We start from the raw sequence: 23,549 nt of genomic DNA on the forward strand, positions 1-23,549 counted from the left end.
GGCGGCGAACCGCCCGGCCCTGCCACTAGTTACGTACCGACGGTCCTTCGACCGACAGTCCGTTGCCGCGTGAAGCGACGTACAGCTCCAGCGCGATGAATTCGGGCGAACCCGGCTTGAACGTCTCCGCGCGCGTGTCACGGATGCAGCCCTTGAAGCGGTTGTGGATCGACGAAAGCTTAGCGTCCTTCAGCCGGTAGACCGGGAAGCCGTTGATCTGGCCCTGGCTCAGGTGGTCGGCGCGAATGTAGTTGCCGTAGTTGTCCTCGTGGCAGTTCGAGCAGGAAAGCTCAAGCTGGCCATAGCGCGTGTAGTACATCTCCTTACCCTGCTCCCAGTACGGGGCGGCAGGTCCGTCGATGGCGACATTCATCGGCATACCGCGCGAAACGGAAGAGATGAGCGCTGTCATATTGACCATGTCGGCGCTGTCCCAGTCCCAGGCTTCCGCGCCCATGCGCTCTGTCCGGCACTGGTTGATGTACATCTCCATCGTGTACATCTCACCCTTTTCCTCGTTGAACTTCGGCATCACGGCGCGGACGCCGGCCATGCTTTCCGCACCTTCGTGGCAGGTGGCGCAAGCCTTGCCCTCAGTCCCGTCTGCAGTATCCCAGACACCCTGCGCCGCCTCGACGCCGAGCATGCCGGGGTTGTCGAAGTCGTCGGCCTGCATCACGCGCGTATCATCCTCGCGGAAATGCCAGCCCGAATACTGCTCCGAAAGGCCCTCGATGTAGTCAGGCGCTTTGTCGGTACGGGTAATCATGTTGATCTCGCCATTGACGACAAGCGTGTCATCTGCGGGATCGGCGGTGGCGGAGAGCCCCGTAAGCGTCAGAGCCGCAAGGGCGCAGCCGCCGGCGAGTAGTCTCATGTTCATGCGTTATCCTCCCTGAGTATCCGCCGCCGATCACGCCGGCAGCGGCCCTGTCCTCATCCCGTTCGCGTCAGGCAACTTCGATCGGCTTCGTATCCTCGTAGACCGAGCCGTCGTCGTCGTACCAGGTGAACTTGAACTCGCCCGTGGCATCAACCTTGGCCGAAAACTCGATATAGGGGTTCGTCGAAATCGCCGGTTCCAGCGTCACGTCAACGACGTTCTGGCCGTTGAAGTCGCAGGTGAACCGATTGATGATCGAGCGCGGTATCAGATTGCCGTCGCTGTCCTTGCGCTGGCCGCTTTCCATCGGGTGGCTGATCAGGGTCTTGATCGTCACCACCTCACCGGCAGCGGCAGAGCTCGGAACCTTCACGCGGGGTTTTACGTCTTTTGCCATCTTGTTCTCTCCCTGACCTCAGCCGCCGCAGCCGCCGATGGTGACCTTGACCGTAGACGTTGCCTGCACGACCGAACCATCCGCCATCTTGGCAAGTGCGACCACATCCTGCGTCTTGGCCAGACGGATGCGGGTCGAGGCGGCCTGCGATCCGGCAGCAGGGCCGAAGTTGAACGTCGCGACCGGCGGCGTCGGGTTGCCGGTGGCAAGGATCATGATCGACACTGCCCCGGGCGCATCGACACCGATGGGCACCGTGTTGCCGTTCTCGGCAATTTCCGGCGCGGTCAGCGTCAGGCCGCCCGAACCGATCTCTGCACCGCCCGAGAACCCTGCAATCAGCTCCTCGACCGTCGCGGCGAACGCAGGCATCGGCAGCGCTGCGGCAGCCAGGCCGCCGAAGCCGATCGCGAGCGCGTCTCGTCTTGTTATCGTCATTGGTTGCTCCTTATCCTCTGTGTCCGACCTGCCCGCTCATTCCTTGAGCGTCATCAGGTAGGCCACCACATCTTCGATCTGCTGGGCCGTCAGAAGCGGCGGCAATTCGCCTTCAAAGGCCTTTCCGGTAAAGGCATCGCCCTGCCGGATATAGGGGCCGACCTTGTAGAACGACGGCATGATCGTGCCATCAAAGGTCATCTTCGCGTCCGACACGATGCCGCGAAGCTGGGCTTCTTCCCAGCGATCCCCGGCACCGTCCAGCGACGGACCAACATTGCCCTGGAACGCGACATCCGGCATCGCCGAAACGGCGTGACAGGCAACGCAGTTGCCCAACCCGCGGTTTGACATGACGTTTGCGCCTTCGTCCGGGTTACCCGGCGTTCCCGTCAGCGATTGGGCCACCGCCCCTTCTTCGTAGGCCACCTCGGCCGGCGCGGTTTCGGCCATTGCGGCCGTTCCGACGAGTGCCGGCAGGAGCAGGCCCATGAGTATCTGGCGCTTCATCAAAGTCCTCCCTGTTCTCTCCCGACTCGGACACTACCTGAGGCATGCTGTCGCACGCAACATAAAATTCATTTGAATGAATATGTGCATGTAAAAAATGTTGGTCCGGCCGGTTCGGTACGATTGCGCTTAGTTCGACGATTTCTGATTCACGCGGTCGGCGACGTATTTCTGGAAATGCTCACCGGATTCATAACCGTGATCCTTGACCCAGGTGAAGAGCGCCGCTGTCGTACCCTTTTCGAACGCCCCGGGCATCATCACGACGGCGGCTTCGGCCGCAGTCTTCCCCTCGGGGACATCTTCGGGCAGGAAGATCATCGTCGGCGTGAACACGACACCCCATTTTACCGCCATGTCCTTTTCCGGCAGGGATTCACCGTCGAAATCGGTGACCTCGACATCACCGAACAGGTTCATCTGCACGACGAAATAGTTCTCGCGAATAAGGGCGTCGATCTCGGGAGCCGGAAAGATCTCTTCATGCATCCGCGTGCAATAGAGGCAACCGCGTTGCTCTACGATGATCATCAGCCGCTTGCCTTCGGCATTGGCTTCGGCAAGGTCCTCGCTCAGATCCTTGAACGTATTGCGCAGCCAGTCGGGCTTATGCAGCCCGTCATCGCCAAGTTCCACGGCCACAGCGGGCATGCCCACGGCCAGCGACAGGGCAAGAGATGCGAAGAGGCGTTTCATTCTATCCTCCAGTTGGGATCATATGAATTTCGTCGTCCAGGGCATGTGCTCGATCATGAATTGCGCGATTGCGTTGACCGATCCGGTGGCGATCAGGATGGCGAAGGCGATCAGCATGACGCCCATGATCTTCTCGACATGGCCAAGATAGCGGCGGTTACGGTTCATCCAGCCGAGGAACGGCTTGGCAAAGACCGCCGCCAGAACGAAGGGCGCGGTCATACCCATGCCATAGACGAACAGAAGCACCGCGCCGCGCCAGATCGTATCGAGGCCCGAGGCCACCATGAGAATCGCAGCCAGCGCGGGTCCGACACAGGGCGTCCAGCCAAAGCCGAAGGCAAGCCCCATGACATAGGCGCCCAGCATGGTCGATGGTTCAACCTTCGCCTCAATGCGGGCTTCCCGGTACAGAAAGGGAATGCGCAGAATGCCAAGGAAATGCAGACCGAACAGAAACAGGATGCCGGCCGCAACATAAGACAGCGGCCTCAGCCATTCCCGAAACACCTGCCCGAGCGCGGTTGCGCCCATACCCAGAAGGACAAAGATCGTCGTCACCCCAAGGGCGAAGGCGATGGCCGACAGAATCAGTCGCCGTTGCGCGCCGGGCGCGATCGTCGCATCCGACCGCAGCTCGGCCATGGAAATGCCTGCCATGTAGCACAGGTAGAATGGCACCATCGGAAGGATACAGGGCGACAGGAACGAGAGGATACCAGCCAGCAGGGCACCGCCGAATGTCGGATCGATCAGCACGGGAACCCTCGCCTTGCCGGTAACAGAAAAACATATTACGATTTTTATATGTAAAGCCGAAGGCGTCAACCATGCGTATCGCCCTCATACCGTTTCTGGCCGCTCTGCTGGTCGCATCTCCGGCCATGGCGGACCTGCGCCTGCTCATGGTCGAGCAGGACGGATGCGCCTATTGTGCCGAATGGGACCGGGTCATCGCGCCGATCTATCCGAAAACCCCAGAGGGGCAGACAGCTCCGTTGGAGCGCGTGCATTTACGCGGCCCCTACCCTTCAGATGTTGAGATCGGTCCCCGACCTGTCTTCACCCCGACCTTTATTCTGATTGCAGACGGCCGTGAGGTTGGCCGTATCGACGGCTATCCGGGCGAGGATTTCTTCTGGGGGCTTCTCGGGCAGATGATGGAGAACACCGGCCAGTTCGAACGGAAGGACACAGAATGAGTAAGCCTTTGGTTTTTCTGACGCGATTGCCCGCGCCTGTCGGTGATGCCGGCTGGTTGACCGACGACGTGACTTCGGGTCCCCCGCGTTCGGGTTTAGCAGGTGGCCTTGCCTTCTGACCGGGAACCGCTCACCGGCCCGACAGCCGGTGACATGCGCTGCGGGCCGACGCTCGCGGACGATCTAGGTCCGCGCGCCGACGAGGCCGCCAATTTCCTCAAGGCGCTCGCACATGAGGGGCGGCTGACCATACTCTGCCATCTGATCGACGGCGAGAAGTCGGTGACAGAGCTTGAAACCCTCCTTGCCTCGCGTCAGGCTGCGGTCAGCCAGCAACTGGCACGGTTGAGGCTTGAAGGACTTGTCCGTCCCCGGCGCGATGGAAAGGTGATATACTACTCACTGAATGATCAGCGGACGGAACGGGTGCTGGGGCTTCTGAACGACCTGTTCTGTAATGACCCTTTAAAATAAAGTCTCGGGGAGGAGACAGGAATGGAGACGTTACCACCGGGCGTTCTGGCGGCCCTTGTCGGCCTCAGCGCAGGTGCAATTCTCGGCCTCGCGGCACGGCTTGGCGATTTCTGCACGCTTGGCGCGCTGGAAAGCGCGGCTTACGGCGCCGACCAGCGGCGGCTACGGCTTTGGGGAATCGTCCTTGGCGTGGCGATCATCGGCACCTTCCTTGCCGAGGCGGCGGGTCTCGCCGCACCGACCGAGACGTTCTATCACACGATCGGCTGGAACCCCTTTGCGTCGATCCTTGGCGGGCTGGTTTTCGGATACGGCATGGCGATGGCCGGGAATTGCGGCTTTGGCGCGCTCGTGCGGTTTGGCGGCGGCGATCTGCGGTCGCTCGTCGTTGTCGTCGTGATCGGGATATTCGCCTTCGTCACCCTTTCCGGCCCCCTTGCCCCGTTGCGGGCCGCGATCTTTCCGCAAAACGATGCCACGGCGACGCAAGGCATCGCGCATTGGCTGGCGGCCCGGACCGGCCTGCCGCCTTTGATCTTTGCATTTATCGTCGGTCTGGCCGCGTTGTCTTGGGCCCTCGTCCATGCGCCACTTCGTCAAAAACCGGCGATGATTGTTTGGGGCGTAGCTGCGGGACTGGCGGTCGTCTGGTGTTTTGTCGGCACGACCTGGCTATGGCACGAGAGCTTTGGCGAGATCGGGGTCGAAGGCCCGTCTTTCACCGCGCCCCTCGGCCGAACCATCATATTCTTCATGACCTCGACCGCGGGCGGCATCAGCTTTTCGGTCGGCATGGTCGCGGGCGTCCTCGGCGGCGCTTTTGCCGGGTCCACGATCCGGGGGCTTTTCCGGTGGGAGGCTTGTGAGGACCCGCGCGAACTTGGCCGTCAGGTCTCGGGCGCGGCGCTGATGGGGATCGGCGGCACCCTGGCGCTCGGCTGTTCTGTCGGTCAAGGCGTGACTGCCATGGCAACACTTGCCGTCTCCGCCCCGGTCACGTTGGCCGCAATCGCGGCCGGAGGGCTGTTCGGACTAAGGCAACTCATCGGGGGCTTCCAACCCGACTAACCGGTCAGGCGAGCGCCGAACACAGGCAATCAACCGCTTGGCCGTTCACCCATCAGATAACGGGGACCGGCGCCTTTAAGCCCGGCCTCGTCGTCGGGATTATAGAGAGCGCAGCGTTCAAGCGAGAGGCACCCGCAGCCGATGCATCCGTCCAGCCGGTCGCGGAAATCCTGCATGAGGGCGATCCGCGCATCGAGTTCCGCCCGAAACCCTCGCGCCATCTTCTCCCAGTCGCGCAGATTCGGTGCGCGGCCCTCGGGCAGTTCCGCCAGTCGCGCGCCGATTTCGGCGATCGTATAGCCAAGCTGCTGGGCGATCATCACAAAGGAAAGCCGCCTGATATCCGACCGGGCAAAGCGTCTCTGCCCCCCGGCATTGCGACCGGGTCGAACAAGCCCGCGTTCCTCGTAAAACCGGATCGCCGTCACCGAAAGACCGGTTCTTTGCGCCAATGCGCCAATCGTCAGTTCCCTCTCCACTTCGCCTCCGGTTCTCCGCCAGACCTCAAGTTTAGTTGAGGAATGGTCGGAAGCAACACGCGAAGGGCCAGAGCGGCTTACGATCCGGCTTTTTCCTCAAGCATCAGCCATTCCTCCTCGGCGGCGGCAAGGGCCGCCTGACGTTCGGAAAGCCCTTCCGAAGCACGGCGGAACTTGTCTGGCGACTTGTGGAAAAGGTCGGGGTCCGACAGGAAATCCGACAGTTTGCCAATCTCCGCCTCCAGCCGCTCCATGATCCCGGGCAAAGCGTCCAGCCGGTGCCGTTCGGTGAATGTCAGACCCTGCGATGTCTTCACCGGTTTTGGCGCTACTGGCGTGACGGGTTTCGCAACCTTGGCCAGCTTCGGAGCCGTCGCAACCTCGCCGCGCTGCGCCTGATAATCGGCCCAGCCGCCCGCATAAGCGATGGCGCGCCCCTCGCCTTCCATCGCGATGGTGGTCGTCGCCACCCTGTCGATGAAATCGCGGTCGTGGCTGACCAGCAGCACCGTTCCGTCATAGTCGCCAAGAATATCCTGCAAAAGGTCCAGCGTCTCGACATCCAGATCGTTGGTCGGTTCGTCCAGAACCAGCAGGTTCGACGGCTTAGCCATGATCCGCGCCAGAAGAAGCCGCGCGCGCTCGCCACCCGAAAGCGACCCGATAGGTGCCCGCGCCTGCGCCTCGTCGAAGAGGAAGTCTTTCAGATAGGCGACGACATGTTTGGGCGTGCCACGCACCATGACCTGATCGGACCGGCCCGAGACCGCCATATCGGGATCGTTTACCAGCCCGTCCCAAAGTGTCATGTTCAGATCGAGCGTGGCCCGCGCCTGGTCGAAAACCGCCATTTCGAGTTTCGTGCCATGGCGGACGCTGCCACTGTCCGGCGCCACCTCGCCGGTCAGCATCTTCAGAAGCGTCGTCTTGCCTACGCCGTTCGGGCCGACAAAGGCCACCCGGTCGCCGCGCAAAACTTTCAGATCGAACGGCTTCAGGATCACCTTTTCCCCGAAAGCCTTTAAAATCCCTTTCGCTTCGATCACCAGCTTGCCTGAAGTCTGGCCGCTCTCCAGCGCCAGATCGGCCGTGCCCTGACGCCGGATCATCGCCGCGCGTTCGGCCCGCATCGCCTGAAGCGCCCTCAGCCGCCCCTGATTGCGCTTGCGCCGGGCCGAGATGCCCTCCACCGCCCAACGGCCTTCGGACTTGATCCGGCGTTCCAGCTTGTGGCGGGCAAGGTCCTCCTCGGCCCAGACTGTCTCGCGCCAGTCCTCGAACGCCTCAAAGCCCTTTTCGTTGCGCCGCACCTCGCCCCGGTCGATCCAGAGCGTTGCCTTCGTCAACGCCCGCAGGAAGGCGCGGTCGTGGCTGATGATGACATAGGCGGCGCGGGTTTCCTTAAGTTCGGCTTCCAGCCAGCCGATGGCCTGAATGTCGAGATGGTTCGTGGGTTCATCCAGCAGCATCAGCTCCGGCGCCTCGGCCAGCAGCTTGGCGAGCGCGGCGCGGCGGCGTTCACCGCCCGACGCGGCCGAGACCTTGGTGGCAGGATCGAATTTCAGACCCTCGGCGACGACCGCGACCTTGTAGGCCTCGGTCTCCGGCAGGCCCGACGCGGCAAAGTCGCCCAAAGTCTCAAAGGCCGAAAGGTCCGGTTCCTGCTCCATATACCCAACGGTCACGCCCGGCGGCACGACACGGGACCCGGCATCGGCCTCCATCAGCCCCGCCATCACCTTCATGAGGGTCGATTTCCCCGATCCGTTGCGGCCGACCAAAGCGACCCGGTCGCCCAGCTGAACGGTCAGGTCGAGCCCGTCGAAAACCGGGTTCCCGCCGAAAGTCAGCGAGATGCCGGAAAGCTGAAGAAGCGGAGCGCGTGCCATGGCCGCCCAGCTACCCGGCCCGATGCGCGGCGTCAACGGCTCCCGGCGACGCATCGTGGTCTCTCCGGCCCATCCGTAATGTATGCCATTTCCGCTGCGCAGATCCTTGCCTCCGGGGATGTCCACAGTTGCGAAACCGTGCCAATCCTTGCAAAAGGGGCGCGCAGATCCGGAAAGGAATCGATCCCGCCCATGACCATGCTTTCGACCTTCATCAAGCCGATGCATCGGGAAGGATACCGCTTCGTCGGTATCTTCGCGGCGGTTACGCTGGTTCTGTTCCTGATCTGGCAGCCGCTTGGCTGGATCGGCGTGGGCCTTACGGTCTGGTGTTATTACTTCTTCCGCGACCCTAACCGCGTGACACCAGTGCGCGAAGGGCTGATCATCTCGCCCGCAGATGGCGTCGTGCAGATGATCGGCGCGTTTCCCCCGCCCGAAGAACTCGGCCTCGGGACAGACCCGATGACACGCGTCGCGGTGTTCATGAATGTTTTCAACTGCCATGTGAACCGCGCCCCCATCGCAGGCCGCATCGAAAAAATCGCCTATCGGCCGGGGAAGTTCCTCAATGCCTCGCTCGACAAGGCAAGCGTGGACAACGAAAGAAACGGCCTCACGATCCGCATGGAGGATGGCCGCGCCATCGGCGTGGTGCAGATCGCGGGCCTCGTCGCCCGGCGCATCGTCTGTGAAGTAAAGGAAGGCCAGGCTATCGGAACCGGCGAACGCTTTGGCATGATCCGCTTCGGCTCGCGCCTCGACATCTACCTGCCGGAAGGTGTCTCTCCACTTGTCGCGGTGGGCCAATCCACCATTGCGGGTGAAACAGTTCTGGCCGATCTGGTCAGCGATGAACCGGCCCGGGCCGGGGCGGTGCGGTAGGCATGAACGATCAGCCGCGCCACGACCGCGACTCTGACACCCAGCCCTTCCTGGCGCTGGTGCCCAACATGGTGACGATGATCGGGCTCTGCGCGGGGCTGACCGCAATCCGTTTCGTGCTGGCGGGCAATTTCGAGATGGCCGTCGGGCTTATCATCTTCTCGGCCGTCATCGACGGGCTCGACGGGCTTCTGGCACGGCGCCTGAAGGCGACAAGCGATATCGGCGCGCAGCTCGATTCCCTGTCCGATTTCCTGAACTTCGGCGTGGCGCCAGGGCTGCTGGTCTACCAATTTGCGCTGGCCAACAGCGAACGAATGGGAAGCTGGGTTGTCGTTCTGCTTTACGCAAGCTGCACCTGCCTGCGGCTGGCCCGCTTTAACGTCGCCCAAAATCAGGCGGTCACGACCGGGATCAAACCGCCCGCGCATTTCGTGGGCGTTCCAGCGCCTGCGGGCGCGATGATGGCGCTGATGCCGGTCTTTCTCGCTTTCGAGACCGAGCTTGACCCGGCGAAGTACCCGTTCCTGACGGGGTTCTACCTGGGTGTGGTCGGCCTTCTGATGGTCAGCCGCCTGCCCACCTTTTCACCGAAGTCACTGCGCGTTCCAAAAGAGCGGACGAGCCTGATCCTGATCGCTCTGGCACTGATTATCGGTGTACTGCTAACCCGGTTCTGGCTGTCACTGATCCTGCTCGGACTGATCTACATTCTTTCCCTTATCTTTTCATTTTACAAGGTTCTCGCGGCCCGCCGCCGCGGCCCGGCCGACTGAAAGGAACAGAATTGGAACTCGCCGCAGTCAAGACCAGTTACAAGTACTGGGCCCCGATCTACGATTACACATTCGGTCTGATCACGCGGCCCGGCCGGCGGCGGATGGTCGATTACATCAACAGCCGTTCGGGCCGGGTGCTGGAGATTGGCGTTGGCACGGGCCTGTCGCTTCACCGCTATCACTCGCATTTGGATATCACCGGCATCGACGTGTCGCCCGATATGCTCGACAAGGCGCGCGAAAAGGTTGCCGAGAAGGGTCTGACCCATGTCACCCGCATTTCCGAGATGGACGCGCGCACGCTGGCTTTTCCGGACGGTCATTTCGACACCGTGGTGGCCATGTATCTGGTGTCAGTGGTGCCGGAACCGGAACGCGTGCTTTCCGAAATGGCGCGGGTCTGCAAGCCCGGCGGCGAGGTGCTGATCGTCAATCATTTCGCCCGCGAAAAGGGGTTGCTGGCCGCGCTGGAACGGCTTTTTGCGCCGTTGGCCAATATCATCGGCTGGCATTCCGATTTCGCCATGGAGCGGGTTTTAGGCGAGCGGGCGCTGGAAACAGTCGGGATCCAGAATGTCGCACCCTTCGGCATGTTTACCTTCCTGCGCCAGCGCAAACGCATAACAGACGCAGCGATGGCCTGAAGCCGGGGCGTTCAAGTCCCCCGGCTGATCGATGGAACACAGAAACGAAAAGGCCGCGCTTCGGGCGCGGCCTTTCGGTTGTTGAGTTCTCGTGCCGTATCAGATCTCGTCGAGCGCTTCGACGGCCTTCTGGAGCTTGTCCTTCGTGACCTCTTTCTCGGTCACCTTGGCGCCCGCGACGACCAGATCGACGACCTTGTCCTCGAAGATCGGCGCGCGAAGCTGCTGCTGCATCTGCGGGTTTTTCTGAACGAATTCGAAGAAGGCGCGTTCCTGCCCAGGATACTGACGGGCCTGCATCATCACCGCCTGCGTCATCTCGGCATCGGATACCTCGACCTTTTCCTTGCGGCCGATCTCGGCCAGCAGGAGGCCAAGGCGCACCCGGCGTTCGGCCAGAGACTTGTGCTCGTCCGTCGGTTCGATGTGGTCGTGATTGTGGTCATGCACGTCGGGGTTCTCGTCATGCCAGAGCTGGTGCGCGATCTGGCCGGCCTCGGCCTCGACAAGGCTCGGCGGCAAGTCGAACTTCACCAGCTTGTCGAGCTGGTCGAGCAGCGCACGCTTCATCACCTGACGCGAGGCGCCGACATATTCGGCCTCCAGCCGCTCGGTGATCTGGCCCTTCAGCGCTTCAAGGCTTTCGGCCCCGAACTGCTTGGCAAGCTCGTCGTCGATCTCGGCGGGCTTGGCACCCTTCACGGCTTTCACCGTGCAGTCAAAGACGGCTTCCTTGCCGGCGAGGTGCTTCGCGCCATATTCGGCCGGGAAGGAAACCTTGACGGCAACCTCGTCACCGGCCTTGGCGCCGACAAGCTGCTCTTCGAAGCCGGGGATGAACGAGCCCGAACCGAGTTCCAGCGGGTAATCCTCGCCCGCGCCGCCTTCAAAGGCCTCGCCGTCGATCTTGCCGACGAAATCGATCACGACCTGATCGCCGTCCTTGGCCTTGGTGCCTTTCTTCTTGTCCTCGAAATTCTTCGCGGATTTGGCAAGGTTCTCCAGCGCCTCGGTCACGGCCTTGTCGTCGGCCTTCACCACGAGCTTTTCCAGCTTGACCTTGGATACGTCTACTTCCGGGATCTCGGGCAGCGCCTCATAGGACATCTCGACGACAACATCGTCGCCCTCTTTCCAGTTTTCGCCACCCTGCATTTCCACCTTCGGCTGCAGCGCCGGCCGGTCGCCGGTCTTGTCGAAATGCGATTTCATCGCGCCGTCGATCGCGTCCTGCATCGCGTCGCCGAGGATGCGCTGGCCGAACTGCTTTTTCAGCAGCGCCATCGGCACCTTGCCCTTACGGAAGCCCTTCATTTCGACTTCCGGCTGCGCCTCTAGAAGCTTTTCATTGACTTTCGCGTCCAGATCGGCGGCCGGAACCGTGATGGTGTAGCTGCGCTTCAGACCTTCGTTCAGGGTCTCGGTGACCTGCATTCCTTCGTCCTTTTATCCATGGTGCGGGTGGAGGGACTTGAACCCCCACGCCTTGCGGCGCCAGAACCTAAATCTGGTGCGTCTGCCAATTTCGCCACACCCGCGATGCCCGAAGAGGCGGGTCTGAGCAGATCCGCCTCCGAAATCCGCGCCCTTCTAGCAAGACTCTTTGGGCGATGCGAGCGGAAAAAGCGCCCCGGAAATGGCGTCAGGCTTGCGCAATCTTGACATATTCCGATCCGATCATCGGTTTTGGGATAGGACGGGGATGACCATGACACATATGGCAAGGGAACATGTCGCAGCGGGACGGGCCGAGGCTGTACAAGCGCCGAGCCGCGGTATCGCCGCCGGGACGGTCGTGCTGACGCTCGACGGGGCTATGCCGGTCGATTTCCTGACACCGGGCGACCGGATCGTGACGCGCGAGGGGATGCGCGTGCTGCGCGAGGTCCATGTTCACCGTTTTTCCGGTCCCGCGATCTGCGTGAAGGCAGGCGCCCTTGGTCACGACCGGCCCGAGCAAGATCTGGTCTTGCCCGAAACAACCGAGGTTTTGGTCCGCGACTGGCGGGCCGAGGCGCTCTTCGGTCAGGATCAGGCGCTGGTCCCGATTGCCCGGCTCGCCGATGGTGAATTTATCGCCCCCACCACGACGCTCTCGATGCGGCTATATGAACTGCGCTTCGACAGCGAACAGGTGGTCTACGCGGAAGGTCTGGAACTGGCCTGCCCGGCCGTCGAGACCGAGGCGCGGATCGCCGCGGAATAACCTCAAGGGTGTAAGGTGGGTTTCCACCCACCCCGGCTTTCGAAGCCTATTCGGCGGCTTCTTTCGCAGCCTCAATCTTGGCTGCGCGGGCTTCGACAAGTTCGACGATATGGTCGATCATCTTCTCATTCGACAGTTTGTGGTCCTGCCTGCCCGCGACATAGACCATGCCGGACCCAGCCCCGCCGCCGGTAAAACCGATATCGGTCATCAGGGCCTCGCCCGGGCCGTTCACCACGCAGCCGATGATCGAGAGTGACATCGGCGTCTTGATATGCTCCAGCCGCTTTTCCAGCGCCTCGACGGTCTTGATGACATCAAAACCCTGCCGCGCGCAGGAGGGGCAAGAGATGATCTGAACGCCGCGCGTCCTGAGCCCGAGCGATTTAAGGATCTCATAGCCGACCTTCACCTCTTCGACCGGATCGGCTGAAAGGCTGACTCGGATCGTATCGCCGATTCCAGCCCAGAGCAGATTGCCGAGCCCCACCGCCGACTTGACCGTGCCGGACATGAGCCCGCCCGCTTCGGTGATGCCAAGGTGAATGGGCGCGTCGGTCGCCTCGGCCAGCTGCTGATACGCGGCGGCGGCGAGGAAGACGTCGGAGGCCTTGCAGGAGATCTTGAATTCGTGAAAGTCGTTATCCTGCAAGAGCTTGATATGGTCGAGCCCGCTTTCGACCATCGCGTCGGGGCAAGGCTCGCCATATTTGTCCAGAAGGTGCTTTTCCAGCGACCCGGCATTGACGCCGATGCGAATCGAACAGCCGTGGTCCTTCGCGGCCTTCACCACCTCGCGCACGCGTTCTGCGGAACCGATATTGCCTGGGTTGATACGCAGACAGGCCGCACCCGCTTCGGCCGCTTCAATGGCACGTTTGTAGTGGAAATGGATATCGGCAACGATCGGCACGGGGCTTTCCCGAACGATCTCGCGCAGCGCTTTGGTCGAGGCCTCGTCCGGCGTCGAAACCCGCACGATATCTGCCCCGGCGCTGGCGGCCTTCTGCACCTGATCAACGGTCGCCTTCACATCCGAGGTGATCGTATTGGTCATGGTCTGGACCGTGATCGGCGCGTCACCACCCACAGGCACATTGCCGACCATAATCCGGCGCGATTTGCGGCGGTCGATGTTCCGCCAGGGACGGATCGGATTATGGGTCATCGGGGGCCTCGGGTCTCGCTACGCTCGGGCTTTAGATAGAGCGCCGCACCAGAATGGGCAATTGCCGGATTACTCCGTCGTAGCAGCCGGTGCCACAACCGCTGTCGCATCTGCCACGGTCGTGAACTGCGCAAGATCGGCATCCTGGCTGACATCGGCGACCACGTAGCTCGCCTTCAACGCCTCGACCGACAGTTTCACATTCTTGGTCACAACACCACGATCACCGGCCGGGCCATAGGTTTCACCATTGACAGCGAAATAGAGCGCACCGGATTCGCCAACCCGCAGGTTTGGCGCCTCTTCCGTCTTCGGCACCGTAAAGCGCTCGCCCGCATCAAGGATTTTCTCAAGAATAATCGTACCGTCGCTCGCCTGAACACGGACCCAGGCGGGCCGGACAGCCAGCAACTCAATCGCCGGGACATCGGCCGCGACAACCTGAACCGGTGTTTCCCCGAGTGCCGGAACATCAACAACCGGGACCGCATCAGCTTCCGGCGTGATTTCGGCCACGAGCATACCGACCGTCTGCGGGTCGATCGCGGCAATCGGACCGTCCCGGGCGACGAGTACAGGCACATCCAGCGTTTCTGGACGGTAGAGCCGGTCAAGCGCATCGGGTGCAGGGGGCAAAGCGCCCGCCCCCGGAAGATCCATCAGCGCTATATCGGTTTCCGCACCCTGCGGATCCGGCGCACCAATGCCCGCCGCGTCAAGCGGATCGAGTTCGGCAATCACGCCCGGAGCTTCGTCAACCGGGGCAAGATTGACCTTCTGAACCTCCTGCAGCACCGTCCAGCCGCCATACCCGATGCCACAGATCAGCGCCACAAGGACAAGAATCGAGCCGATCGCACCAGGCTCGACACCCGACATGAATGCCTGACCGCGCGGTACGAAGCTGGCATTCGGATTGGCAAGCGGGTCGCTGTAGTGAACCTGACGCACCGGCGTCTTGCGCGGACCCGAGGCCGCCGAGGACATCCCATGCGCAACCGTGAAATTCGCTTCTTCGCAGAACCGCTGGAAGGCCCAGTCGCCATCCATGCCGAGATAGCGCGCATAGGACCGGACATAACCCGCGACAAAGCCGGGCGTTTCAAAGGCCGAGACATCGGCATTTTCGATCGCCGCGATATAGCTCGCCTTGATCTTCAGTTCGCGCTGAACGTCGAGAAGGGATTTCGCAAGCGTCGCACGCTCGCCACGCATGACATCGCCGAGCCGCAGTTCATAATCGTCAAACCCCTTGGGTTTGTCCGTGTCCTGCGTCGAAGGAGGAGTCCTCCGCCCGATCATGCCTGCTGCCCCGTAACCTGGTATCCCCGAAGGCCGACGATTCGTCGTACCATCACTGTCCTATTGTTTAATTAATACCATAGGACAACCCGGAATACGACTGTGGATAACCTCACGCCGTGAGGTCAGCGCGATTCAGCGCACAATGCGCCCACAGCTTGTCCATAGCCCGCACCAGATGGTCGATGTCCTGCAATGAATGGACCGGCGATGGCGTGAACCGCAGCCGTTCTGTTCCGCGCGGAACGGTCGGGAAATTGATCGGCTGAACGTAGATCCCGTAATGCTCCAGAAGCATGTCCGAGATCTTCTTGCAGTGGACCGGATCGCCGACATGGACCGGCACGATATGAGTGCCGTGGTCGATGATCGGCAGGCCGAGCGCACGAAGCCGCGTCTTGAGAATCTTCGCATGTTCCTGCTGCTTGTCGCGCAGATGCTGGGAAGTCTTCAGATGCTTGACCGACGCAGCCGCCCCGGCGGCCACCGCAGGCGGCAGCGAGGTGGTGAAGATGAAGCCCGGCGCATAGGAGCGGATCGCGTCGCACATCTGCGCGGTCGAAGCGATGTAACCACCCATCACGCCATAGGCCTTGGCCAAAGTTGCGTTGATGATGTCGATGCGGCCCATGAGGCCCAGCTTCTCGGCCACCCCTGCCCCGCGCGGCCCGTACATGCCCACGGCATGAACCTCATCAAGGTAGGTCAGCGCGTTGAATTCCTGCGCCAGATCGCAGATCGCCTCCATCGGGCAGATGTCGCCGTCCATCGAATAGACCGATTCGAAGGCGATCAGCTTGGGCGCTGCCGGATCGTCGGCCTCCAGTTTCGCGCGCAGGTCGGCCAGATCGTTGTGCTTGAAGATGCGCTTCAGGCCGCCATTGCGGCGGATGCCCTCGATCATCGAGGCATGGTTCAACTCATCGGAATAGATGATGAGACCCGGGAAGAGCTTCGGCAGCGTCGAAAGCGTCGCGTCGTTGGCGATATAGGCCGATGTGAAGAGAAGCGCCGCTTCCTTGCGGTGCAGGTCCGCAACCTCGGCCTCCAGCCGCTTGTGATAAACCGTGGTGCCCGAGATATTGCGCGTGCCGCCCGACCCGGCGCCGGTTGCATCCAGCGCCTCGTGCATCGCCTTCAGCACCACCGGGTGCTGACCCATGCCAAGGTAATCGTTGCCGCACCAGACGGTGATGTCCTTCTGCGACCCGTCCGGCTTGTTCCAGAGAGCCTTCGGGAACTGGCCCTTCTGCCGCTCAATATCGATGAAGGTCCGGTAGCGGCCTTCGTCATGCAACCGCTTCAGGGCTGCGTCGAGCTGAGCGTTATAGTCCATGTCCGTCTCCCCGGCTCTTCGTCTGTCACACGAGACCTAGGGCCCCTCTTCGTGTTTTTCCTTGATAAAGGTCAATAACGATGAAGGCGAGAGTACAATTTGCCGCGCATGGGTGATCCGGCATGGGGCCTCGGCCACTCAACCTAGCGTCAGATTACCCGGCGCGACGTCAAGACCGCTCCGATCCGGCACACTAGGTCGACACCATCGGTTGTGACCTTATCCTTTTGATAGCGATCAAGGCGCCGTTCCCGACCCCATGTCATTAATCCATATCTTTACAGCATTTCGCTGACGCCACGCGATGCGAGGGAGGTCCGACATGGCTGATCCAAACGGGACGAAGTGGGATGCGATCGTCATTGGCTCCGGCATCGGCGGCATGGCTGCTGCTGCAGCTTTGTCAAAGACCGGGCACAAGGTGCTGTTGCTGGAGCAGTACCAGACTCTTGGCGGCCTGACCCACAGTTTCTCCATCGAGGGCTTCACTTGGGATGCAGGCATCCATTACCTGAACTGCGTCGCGCCGGGCGATCGCGAACGTGACATTCTGGACTGGCTGTCGGACAGGCCGATTGAGTTCACTTCGATGGGTGCGGTCTATGACAACCTGCATATTGGCGACGCCGCGCCCCTCGCCCTGTCCCGTCCCTACGCGGCGCAGGAGCGCGATTTCAAGGACCGCTTCCCGGATGAAGCGGAGGCCATCGAGGCATGGATTGCGGCGCTCAGGGAGGGGCGGCAGGCGGCCTTCACGGCCACCTCGACCCGTGCGATGCCGGATATCGTAAGCTCGGCAATGAAGTGGTGGCACAGCCACGCCATCAAACGCTGGTGCGCGCGGACCACGCAGGAGGTGATCGACGAGATCACCGACAACCCCGACCTTGCCGCGGCCTTTGCAGCGCAGTGGTTCGACCACGGCGGCAGACCGAGCAAGGCGAGCTTCGCGATGCATGCCCTGATCACCGGTTCTTACCTGGAAAGCGGCGCCTGGTATCCTGCGGGCGGCGGCGCGGCCTTTGCAGACCACATCCTGCCGACAATCACCAAGGCCGGGGGTGCGGCGCGGGCGGACACCAAGGTCGAGACGCTTCTGATCGAGAACGAGCGGGTCATTGGCATACGGACGGCCGATGGTGCAGAGATCCGCGCCGACGCGGTGATCTCGGCGATCGGTGCGCGTGAGACGGTGAACAAGCTATTGCCCCGCGATTGCGGGCACCGGGACTGGATCGCCGAGATCAACGCCCTGCCGCACTCGGTCGCCCATTTCAGCCTGTTCCTGGGTTTCGAGGGCGATATCGAAGAGGCCGGGGCGACGCGGTCTAACCACTGGATGTACCCGACAGGAAAGGTCGACGTCCTCTGGACTGACGCACCCAACGCGCCGCCTCCGGGCATGTTCGTCTCTTTCGCCTCGTTGAAAGATTCCAAGCACGACCCCGGCCCGTCCCAAAAATATGCCGGGGAAATCGTTGCGTGGACCGACTGGGCGGTGGTCAAGGAATGGGCCGATCTGGCGCCGGGTGCGCGCGGCGAGGACTACAAGGCATTCAAGGACAAGGTCGAGGAGATGCTCTTCGCGCAATTTGAAAGATATTTCCCTGATCTGGCCAAGCTCGTGGTCTTCCGCAATCTCTCGACGCCGCTTTCCACCGCGGCGATCACCGGACATCACCATGGCGGGTTCTACGGGATCGACGTCACGCCCGAACGCGTCCTGAGCGGCGCACTTCAGGCAAAGACACCTATCCCCGGCCTCATCCTCGCAGGCCAGGACGTCTTGAGCCCCGGTATTCCCGGCGCCCTCTGGGGCGGGATATTCGCTGCGGCAAGCATCGACCCGAAGGTGTGGCGCCAGCTCCCCGGTTAGGCGTCGATCGGGAAACGGTCACGGGGAACAGCCGCGCTAGTTCTTCTGGATCGACCAGTTCTTTGCCCCGCGTGGCTTCGGTACACCATCGGGAACGATCAGCCGGACACCACGCTCGGTCGTGAGTCCCGCAGGCAGCTCGATGGCACGCCGCACCACCACCGTCAGCGGAAACCGCGCATGGCTGCCGCCGCCGGGCGTATCCTGCCAGACCACGCCATCCGTACTCTCATTCTCGGGCACGATGCGTTTGATCCCTTCCGGCACGTTACGCGACAGAAAGCCCGGAGGCGGCGCGACGAAGTCGATCTTGCCTTCCGAGGCAAGCACGATCAGTCCGATCTCCAGGGGTGGCATATCACGCGCACGAACCGGCACCGTCGACTGGATGTCGTCCGGGTCAAGCATCTGATATCCGCCGGGATCAAAGGACAAGAAGCGATCGACGATGAACTGCCCGTCGCCCATCATGACCGGCAGGGCGTCATTTTCCAGCAGGCCATCCGACCCGTTTGTCAACGTACCGAGATCGACCCGTCCCAACCGCTTGGCAACAACGGCGCGAAGATCGTCGCGGCCCAATGCCCGGCCGAATTCCGTCGCGACACCACCGGGTTCCACGATCCGTATCCCGAGAAATCCCCTGTGGCATGGCGTATTGGCAAGATCCGCCGCGCCCCCATCCAGCGCGACGGTGGCCGCGACGCCGATGACCGCCTTCACGCGTCCGACGCCCGGCCCTGTCAGCCGCAGCACCGTCGGTGACCGCATGGACGCGATAAGGTACATGTCCGTCGCACCGTCCGGAACCATGACCTCCGCCATGCGGACCACCTCGTCGTTTGGTTCCGCAAAAGCCAGGTTCGTGACCGCAGCGCCGGAATCGCCCTGAATAATCACGACCTCGGCCGACCGGGGCACCTCGGGCAAAGTGCACCTGATCCGTCCCCCACGCGACGGATCGCCCGCCCGCGCACGGGCCTTGAAAAACGCCTGACGGGCGACCCGCGCCTCTTCGGTATCAACCACATTGTCGTCATTGACGTCGATAAGTTCGAGCAACCCGCCCGCAGACAGCCGGACCTCCGCCTCGGTGATCATTCCGTTCCCGTCGGCGTCCCAGACCGGATCCAGCGCGCCGCCCTCGGTCCTGAGGCGCGTCAGGATACGATCCGCGTCTACCGATGCGACCGCCTCGTCATATGTGACGGCATCGTCACCATCGAAATCCCGCGCGAGGAAGGCGCTGACATAATCCAGGACGAGCGCCTCGCGCTGCTCATCGGTCAGTTCAATCGAGTTGCCCAGACCCTGACGGCGGGCCTTGTCGTCATATCTTGTCCGGCCGACGGCCATCAGTTCCGCCCGCGTAACGATACCGTCGCTGTCAAGGTCGTTCTCAGCCCAAGGTTGGGCCGCACGGGCGCGTGCCTGCGCGATCTCCACGCGTGCGGCCAGTTCCCGGTCAGCATCGGTGATGCCGGGACTCCCATCGACATCTTCCTTGGCGAAATTCCTGACGAGCCCGGCAACAATCGCACCGCGCGACATGCGCGCGCGGATATGGTCCAGTAGGTCGAGGCCCCGGTAAACGGCGTCGAGATCAAGCGACCCCAATTCCGGCTCTGCGACCTGCTCGGCAGGCGATTCGCCCGGACGGATGAATTTGATCTCGGCAGCAGCCGGAGCCGCGGCGGACAAGATCGCAATCACAGTGGGCAATAGAAGTCTTGAAATCATGTCCCGATCCTTTCGGAGCAATTGGGCGGGAATGTGACACCCGGCAGTTGAAAACAAAAGGGAGCTTCATCACTCGAAGATGCGCATTCGTTTCGCGACAAGAAGGACCGAAAGAGGCGCATGGCGCACCAACCGGGCGCTACGCCGGCCCGACGGCAACAACTGGACACCGCCAATACGCCTGCTACGGTCGCGCCTGACCATGAAGGAGCCCCCCGATGAGCCTTGACGCCGTCCTCGCCAAGATCGACGAAACCCTGCCCGAAGCGATGGAGCGGCTCTTTGGCCTTCTGCGCATTCGGTCGATCTCCACCGACCCCGCTTTCAAGGCGGAATGCGCCAAGGCGGCGGACTGGCTGGCGAACGATCTCAAATGGCTTGGCTTCGACGCCGCAGCCCGCCCGACCCCCGGTCATCCGATGGTCGTCGGCCATTCGAAAGGCGATGGCCCGCACCTGCTGTTTTACGGCCATTACGACGTCCAGCCCGTCGATCCCCTGAACCTCTGGCACCGCGACCCGTTCGATCCGGCGATCGAGGACACGCCGAACGGCAAGGTGATCCGGGGTCGCGGATCATCGGACGACAAGGGCCAGCTCATGACCTTTATCGAGGCCTGTCGGGCCTGGAAGGCGATCCATGGTAAATTGCCCGGAAACCTGACGATCTTCCTTGAGGGCGAGGAGGAATCCGGCTCGCCATCGCTCATCCCCTTCATGAAGGAACACGCTGCCGAACTGACCTCCGACCTCGCGCTGATCTGCGACACCTCGATGGTCTCGCCCGGCGTGCCGTCGATCGCCTCGCAGCTTCGGGGCATGCTGAAGGACGAATTCACCATCACCGGGCCGCGCATCGACCTGCATTCGGGCCATTACGGCGGGCCGGGGCTGAACCCCCTGCGCGAAATCGCCCGCATCGTCGCCTCGTTCCACGATGCTGAAACGGGCCGCGTCGCGGTCGAGGGCTTCTATGACGGCGTCCACGAGGTGCCCGGGGCGCTGTTGAAACAGTGGGAAAGCTGCGGCTTTGATGAAAAGGAATACCTGAATTCCGTCGGCTATTCTCAGGCCCATGGCGAAAAGGGCTATTCGACCCTCGTCCAGCAATGGGCGCGCCCAACGCTCGAAGTGAATGGCATGTGGGGCGGTTATCAGGGGGCCGGGTCGAAGACAGTCATCCCGTCCGAAGCGCATTGCAAGATCACCTGCCGTCTCGTGGGCGACATGGACCCCGACGACCTCCGCGAGAAAATCCGCGCCCATGTCGCAGCCCGGCTGTCGCCAGATGCAAAGGTGACATGGGACAATGACCTTGAGGGTTCACCCGCCGCCGTGATGAACACGAACCGCCCGGAATTCGAAGCGGCGCGCAAGGCGCTGTCGGACGAATGGAACCGCGAGGCGGTCTTTGTCGGCATGGGCGGCTCGATCCCCATCGCCGGGTTCTTCAAGGATATCCTCGGCATGGATGCGATGCTGGTCGGCTTTGCCAATGAGGACGATGCGATCCACTCGCCGAACGAGAAATACGACGTTAAAAGCTTCCACAAGGGCATCCGCAGCTGGGCGCGCATCCTCGACGCGCTGAACTGGTGACGGGGTTTCGGGACGGCACAACCGAACTCGAAGGCCAGACCATCGCCTATACGACCGGCGGTTCCGGCCCGCCGGTCCTGTTGTTGCACGGGTTTCCCCAAACCCGGGCGCTGTGGACCCGGATCACCCAAGAGCTCGCAAAGCACCACACGGTCGTGACTGCCGACCTGCGCGGCTACGGCGCGTCTTCGAAACCCCGAGGGGCAGAGCACTACACGTTCCGCGCCATGGGCGGCGATATGTTCGCGCTCATGTCCCATCTCGGGTATAAGCGGTTCCACCTCGTCGGTCATGATCGCGGCGCGCGAACCGCGTATCGCATGGCGCTTGATGATGAGGCCAGACTTCTCAGCCTTACGCTCATGGATATCGTCCCGACCCACCATCTGCTCTCCGATCTGAACCGCAGGGTCGCGGCGAGCTACTATCACTGGTTCTTCCTCGCACAGCCGGCCCCCTTTCCGGAACGGCTGATCCTGTCCGATCCGGATTATTTCTTCGAAAGTTGCCTGCTTGGCTGGGGCGGGGCACAGCTTTCCGACTTCGACCCCGGCCAGCTTTCCGCCTACCGCGCGGCATGGCGTGACCCGGCAACGATAGGTGCGATGTGCGACGACTACCGCGCCACTTTGCGGCTCGATTTCGATATGGATGCCGCCGATCTTGATCGGCAGTTAGCGGTGCCCAGCCTTGTCCTCTACGGTCGCGATGGCGCGATGGCGAAGGCCTATGACGTCCCGCAGAGCTGGGCCGGGCGGCTCGCGAATATGCGCCACGCCGCTGTGCCGGGCGGCCATTTCTTCATCGACACCACGCCCGAGGCGACAGCCTCGGCCCTGCTGGACTTCCTCACATGCCCTTGACACTCCGCGACGCAACCCAAGAAGACGAAACCGGCTGGCGCAGCCTCTGGGAGGCATACCTTGCCTTTTATGCGGTCGACCTCGCCCCGGCCGTAACCGACGCGACCTGGGCGCGGCTGATGGACCCGGCCTCGCCCCTCAAGGCCCGCCTTGCCCTGCGCGGGGACCGGATCACAGGCTTCGCCATCCACCAACATCACCCGTCAAGCTGGGTGCCGGGCGACGATTGTTATCTTGAGGACCTCTTCGTCGCCGACACCGAACGCGGAAAGGGCACCGGACGGGCGCTCATCGACGACCTGATCGCCCTGGCCCGCGCGAAGGGCTGGCACCGGCTTTACTGGCATACCGATGAAGGCAATGTCCGCGCCCGCGCGCTTTATGACAGTTATGCCTTGAGCGACGGCCATATCCGCTACCGCCTGACGCTCTGACCCGCGTCTTCATTGTCCAAGTACCCCGCTGAAGGCCAATCCGAGGAGAAGGCCGCAAGGCCGCCGACGAGATGAAAGCGCGCGCCGCAGGCGCTCCGTTCCATTGGCCAGACAGAAAAACCGCATGGGTCGGAGTGAGCCTCGTTGTCGACTTTTGTTCGCAATGCCAGCCGGGCGTGCGCCTGCCCATGGGGTGGCGCGGCGACCGGTATGCAGGGCGCTTTATGCCAGCAAAGCTCCTCTGACCTCATGCGAGGCACACGACCTCCAAAGCGCCAGCCCGCCGGGACGGGCAGGCGCTCGCCCGGCGCCGTCGGCTTGATTCCGGGCGAAAGGGAGCAACCGTCAATGTCCCGAAAGCGGACCAACTGGTTCCGCAATATGGCCTATTCGTTTCGTTTAGCGCGTCAGCGCCATCCGAATGATCTTGGCGATCAGAACCACCCAAGGCGCGGCATGCAGCAGTAGATCAAAGATGTCGATGGGCCGGGTCAGCGTGCCCGCAGCCAGCATCTTCAGCTTTTCCCAGATATGCGGCTCCGGGAAAAACGGTGCGAGCCCCAGGGTCAGTGCCGCGAGCACTGCGATGGTTATGGGGATTCTGTCGAGAAGTTCCATCGATGCCTCCGATCGCACGACTTCGGCTTAGACCGGCGAGGCACCCTGATCACTGAGGCGAAAT

Annotated in this window: 25 protein-coding genes and 1 tRNA gene; 11 read left to right on the forward strand and 15 right to left on the reverse strand. The window is 62.2% G+C overall.

The genetic code is table 11. The annotated features are described in order from the left end of the window. Positions 1-25 precede the first annotated feature (25 nt). The 6 genes from soxA to OEZ71_RS01135 form a co-directional block, all read right to left on the reverse strand. A complete protein-coding gene (soxA, locus tag OEZ71_RS01110) occupies positions 26-883 on the reverse strand; it encodes a sulfur oxidation c-type cytochrome SoxA (protein WP_263738088.1) in 858 nt (285 codons plus the stop codon). Positions 884-950: 67 nt separating this feature from the next. Further along, positions 951-1,280: a thiosulfate oxidation carrier complex protein SoxZ gene (soxZ, locus tag OEZ71_RS01115; RefSeq protein WP_263738089.1), complete on the reverse strand. Its 330-nt coding sequence runs from the start codon at positions 1,278-1,280 to the stop codon at positions 951-953. Positions 1,281-1,298: 18 nt separating this feature from the next. Further along, complete coding sequence (soxY, locus tag OEZ71_RS01120) at positions 1,299-1,718, reverse strand: thiosulfate oxidation carrier protein SoxY (RefSeq protein ID WP_263738090.1); 420 nt, start codon at positions 1,716-1,718, stop codon at positions 1,299-1,301. A gap of 36 nt (positions 1,719-1,754) precedes the next feature. Then, positions 1,755-2,228, reverse strand: coding sequence for a sulfur oxidation c-type cytochrome SoxX (soxX, locus tag OEZ71_RS01125; RefSeq protein ID WP_263738091.1), 474 nt, complete (start codon positions 2,226-2,228; stop codon positions 1,755-1,757). Positions 2,229-2,357: 129 nt separating this feature from the next. After that, positions 2,358-2,924 (reverse strand): thioredoxin family protein, encoded by a 567-nt coding sequence (locus tag OEZ71_RS01130; protein ID WP_263738092.1) that lies wholly within the window; start codon positions 2,922-2,924, stop codon positions 2,358-2,360. Between the two features lie 18 nt (positions 2,925-2,942). Then, entirely contained in the window at positions 2,943-3,680 is a 738-nt protein-coding gene (locus OEZ71_RS01135; protein WP_263738971.1) for a cytochrome c biogenesis CcdA family protein, read from the reverse strand. A gap of 74 nt (positions 3,681-3,754) precedes the next feature. On the opposite strand from OEZ71_RS01135, the gene OEZ71_RS01140 reads away from it, so the two are divergent. The 3 genes from OEZ71_RS01140 to OEZ71_RS01150 all read left to right on the forward strand — a co-directional run bounded on the left by OEZ71_RS01140 (position 3,755) and on the right by OEZ71_RS01150 (position 5,668). Beyond that, positions 3,755-4,126 (forward strand): hypothetical protein, encoded by a 372-nt coding sequence (locus tag OEZ71_RS01140; protein WP_263738093.1) that lies wholly within the window; start codon positions 3,755-3,757, stop codon positions 4,124-4,126. 153 nt (positions 4,127-4,279) lie between these two features. After that, positions 4,280-4,600 (forward strand): ArsR/SmtB family transcription factor, encoded by a 321-nt coding sequence (locus OEZ71_RS01145; protein ID WP_263738972.1) that lies wholly within the window; start codon positions 4,280-4,282, stop codon positions 4,598-4,600. Positions 4,601-4,621: 21 nt separating this feature from the next. Beyond that, positions 4,622-5,668, forward strand: a complete 1,047-nt coding sequence (locus OEZ71_RS01150; protein ID WP_263738094.1) for a YeeE/YedE family protein — start codon at positions 4,622-4,624, stop codon at positions 5,666-5,668. Between the two features lie 29 nt (positions 5,669-5,697). On the opposite strand, the gene soxR is transcribed toward OEZ71_RS01150, so the two are convergent. Together soxR and OEZ71_RS01160 are read right to left on the reverse strand one after the other, a co-directional pair. After that, entirely contained in the window at positions 5,698-6,147 is a 450-nt protein-coding gene (soxR, locus tag OEZ71_RS01155) for a redox-sensitive transcriptional activator SoxR (RefSeq protein WP_263738095.1), read from the reverse strand. 77 nt (positions 6,148-6,224) lie between these two features. Continuing rightward, positions 6,225-8,036, reverse strand: a complete 1,812-nt coding sequence (locus OEZ71_RS01160) for an ABC-F family ATP-binding cassette domain-containing protein (protein WP_263738973.1) — start codon at positions 8,034-8,036, stop codon at positions 6,225-6,227. Positions 8,037-8,228: 192 nt separating this feature from the next. Between OEZ71_RS01160 and OEZ71_RS01165 the strand changes: the two genes are divergently transcribed. From OEZ71_RS01165 to OEZ71_RS01175, 3 genes are read left to right on the forward strand one after another with little or no spacing between them, the layout of a single operon-like run. Then, entirely contained in the window at positions 8,229-8,921 is a 693-nt protein-coding gene (locus OEZ71_RS01165; protein ID WP_263738096.1) for a phosphatidylserine decarboxylase, read from the forward strand. A gap of 2 nt (positions 8,922-8,923) precedes the next feature. Continuing rightward, complete coding sequence (gene pssA / locus OEZ71_RS01170; protein WP_263738097.1) at positions 8,924-9,697, forward strand: CDP-diacylglycerol--serine O-phosphatidyltransferase; 774 nt, start codon at positions 8,924-8,926, stop codon at positions 9,695-9,697. An 11-nt stretch (positions 9,698-9,708) separates the two neighbouring features. Further along, positions 9,709-10,344, forward strand: coding sequence for a class I SAM-dependent methyltransferase (locus tag OEZ71_RS01175; protein WP_263738098.1), 636 nt, complete (start codon positions 9,709-9,711; stop codon positions 10,342-10,344). A 99-nt stretch (positions 10,345-10,443) separates the two neighbouring features. On the opposite strand, the gene tig is transcribed toward OEZ71_RS01175, so the two are convergent. Together tig and OEZ71_RS01185 are read right to left on the reverse strand one after the other, a co-directional pair. Then, positions 10,444-11,778 carry a trigger factor gene (gene tig, locus OEZ71_RS01180; protein WP_263738099.1) on the reverse strand — a complete coding sequence of 445 codons (1,335 nt, stop codon included), beginning with the start codon at positions 11,776-11,778 and terminating at the stop codon, positions 10,444-10,446. Positions 11,779-11,797: 19 nt separating this feature from the next. Continuing rightward, positions 11,798-11,882, reverse strand: a tRNA-Leu gene (locus tag OEZ71_RS01185). 170 nt (positions 11,883-12,052) lie between these two features. Between OEZ71_RS01185 and OEZ71_RS01190 the strand changes: the two genes are divergently transcribed. Continuing rightward, the gene (locus OEZ71_RS01190; protein ID WP_263738100.1) at positions 12,053-12,550 is read left to right on the forward strand and encodes a Hint domain-containing protein; all 498 of its coding nucleotides are present in this window, start codon (positions 12,053-12,055) and stop codon (positions 12,548-12,550) included. A gap of 46 nt (positions 12,551-12,596) precedes the next feature. Here OEZ71_RS01190 and ispG read toward each other — a convergent pair whose 3' ends face one another. From ispG to hemA, 3 genes are all read right to left on the reverse strand, one after another. Then, entirely contained in the window at positions 12,597-13,718 is a 1,122-nt protein-coding gene (gene ispG / locus OEZ71_RS01195; protein WP_263738101.1) for a flavodoxin-dependent (E)-4-hydroxy-3-methylbut-2-enyl-diphosphate synthase, read from the reverse strand. A gap of 69 nt (positions 13,719-13,787) precedes the next feature. After that, on the reverse strand, positions 13,788-15,020 hold the full coding sequence (locus OEZ71_RS01200) for a helix-turn-helix domain-containing protein (protein WP_263738102.1): 1,233 nt from the start codon (positions 15,018-15,020) through the stop codon (positions 13,788-13,790). Between the two features lie 112 nt (positions 15,021-15,132). Continuing rightward, positions 15,133-16,356 (reverse strand): 5-aminolevulinate synthase, encoded by a 1,224-nt coding sequence (gene hemA / locus OEZ71_RS01205; protein ID WP_263738103.1) that lies wholly within the window; start codon positions 16,354-16,356, stop codon positions 15,133-15,135. 322 nt (positions 16,357-16,678) lie between these two features. Between hemA and OEZ71_RS01210 the strand changes: the two genes are divergently transcribed. After that, entirely contained in the window at positions 16,679-18,232 is a 1,554-nt protein-coding gene (locus tag OEZ71_RS01210) for a phytoene desaturase family protein (RefSeq protein ID WP_263738104.1), read from the forward strand. 36 nt (positions 18,233-18,268) lie between these two features. On the opposite strand, the gene OEZ71_RS01215 is transcribed toward OEZ71_RS01210, so the two are convergent. Next, positions 18,269-19,972, reverse strand: a complete 1,704-nt coding sequence (locus tag OEZ71_RS01215; protein WP_263738105.1) for an EF-hand domain-containing protein — start codon at positions 19,970-19,972, stop codon at positions 18,269-18,271. A gap of 218 nt (positions 19,973-20,190) precedes the next feature. Here OEZ71_RS01215 and OEZ71_RS01220 point away from each other — a divergent pair, with 218 nt between their 5' ends. The 3 genes from OEZ71_RS01220 to OEZ71_RS01230 are packed head-to-tail and all read left to right on the forward strand — an operon-like array spanning position 20,191 to position 22,867. Then, complete coding sequence (locus tag OEZ71_RS01220; protein WP_263738106.1) at positions 20,191-21,570, forward strand: M20/M25/M40 family metallo-hydrolase; 1,380 nt, start codon at positions 20,191-20,193, stop codon at positions 21,568-21,570. Next, positions 21,567-22,433, forward strand: coding sequence for an alpha/beta fold hydrolase (locus tag OEZ71_RS01225; RefSeq protein ID WP_412175593.1), 867 nt, complete (start codon positions 21,567-21,569; stop codon positions 22,431-22,433). Before OEZ71_RS01220 ends, OEZ71_RS01225 begins: the two co-directional genes overlap by 4 nt. Continuing rightward, on the forward strand, positions 22,424-22,867 hold the full coding sequence (locus OEZ71_RS01230) for a GNAT family N-acetyltransferase (protein WP_263738107.1): 444 nt from the start codon (positions 22,424-22,426) through the stop codon (positions 22,865-22,867). The genes OEZ71_RS01225 and OEZ71_RS01230 overlap by 10 nt, the downstream gene beginning before the upstream one ends. A gap of 399 nt (positions 22,868-23,266) precedes the next feature. Here OEZ71_RS01230 and OEZ71_RS01235 read toward each other — a convergent pair whose 3' ends face one another. Further along, entirely contained in the window at positions 23,267-23,485 is a 219-nt protein-coding gene (locus OEZ71_RS01235; RefSeq protein ID WP_263738108.1) for an RND transporter, read from the reverse strand. Between the last annotated feature and the right edge of the window lie 64 nt (positions 23,486-23,549).

The sequence above is a fragment of the Albidovulum litorale genome, assembly GCF_025751495.1.
Classification (GTDB): Bacteria; Pseudomonadota; Alphaproteobacteria; order Rhodobacterales; family Rhodobacteraceae; genus Albidovulum; species Albidovulum litorale.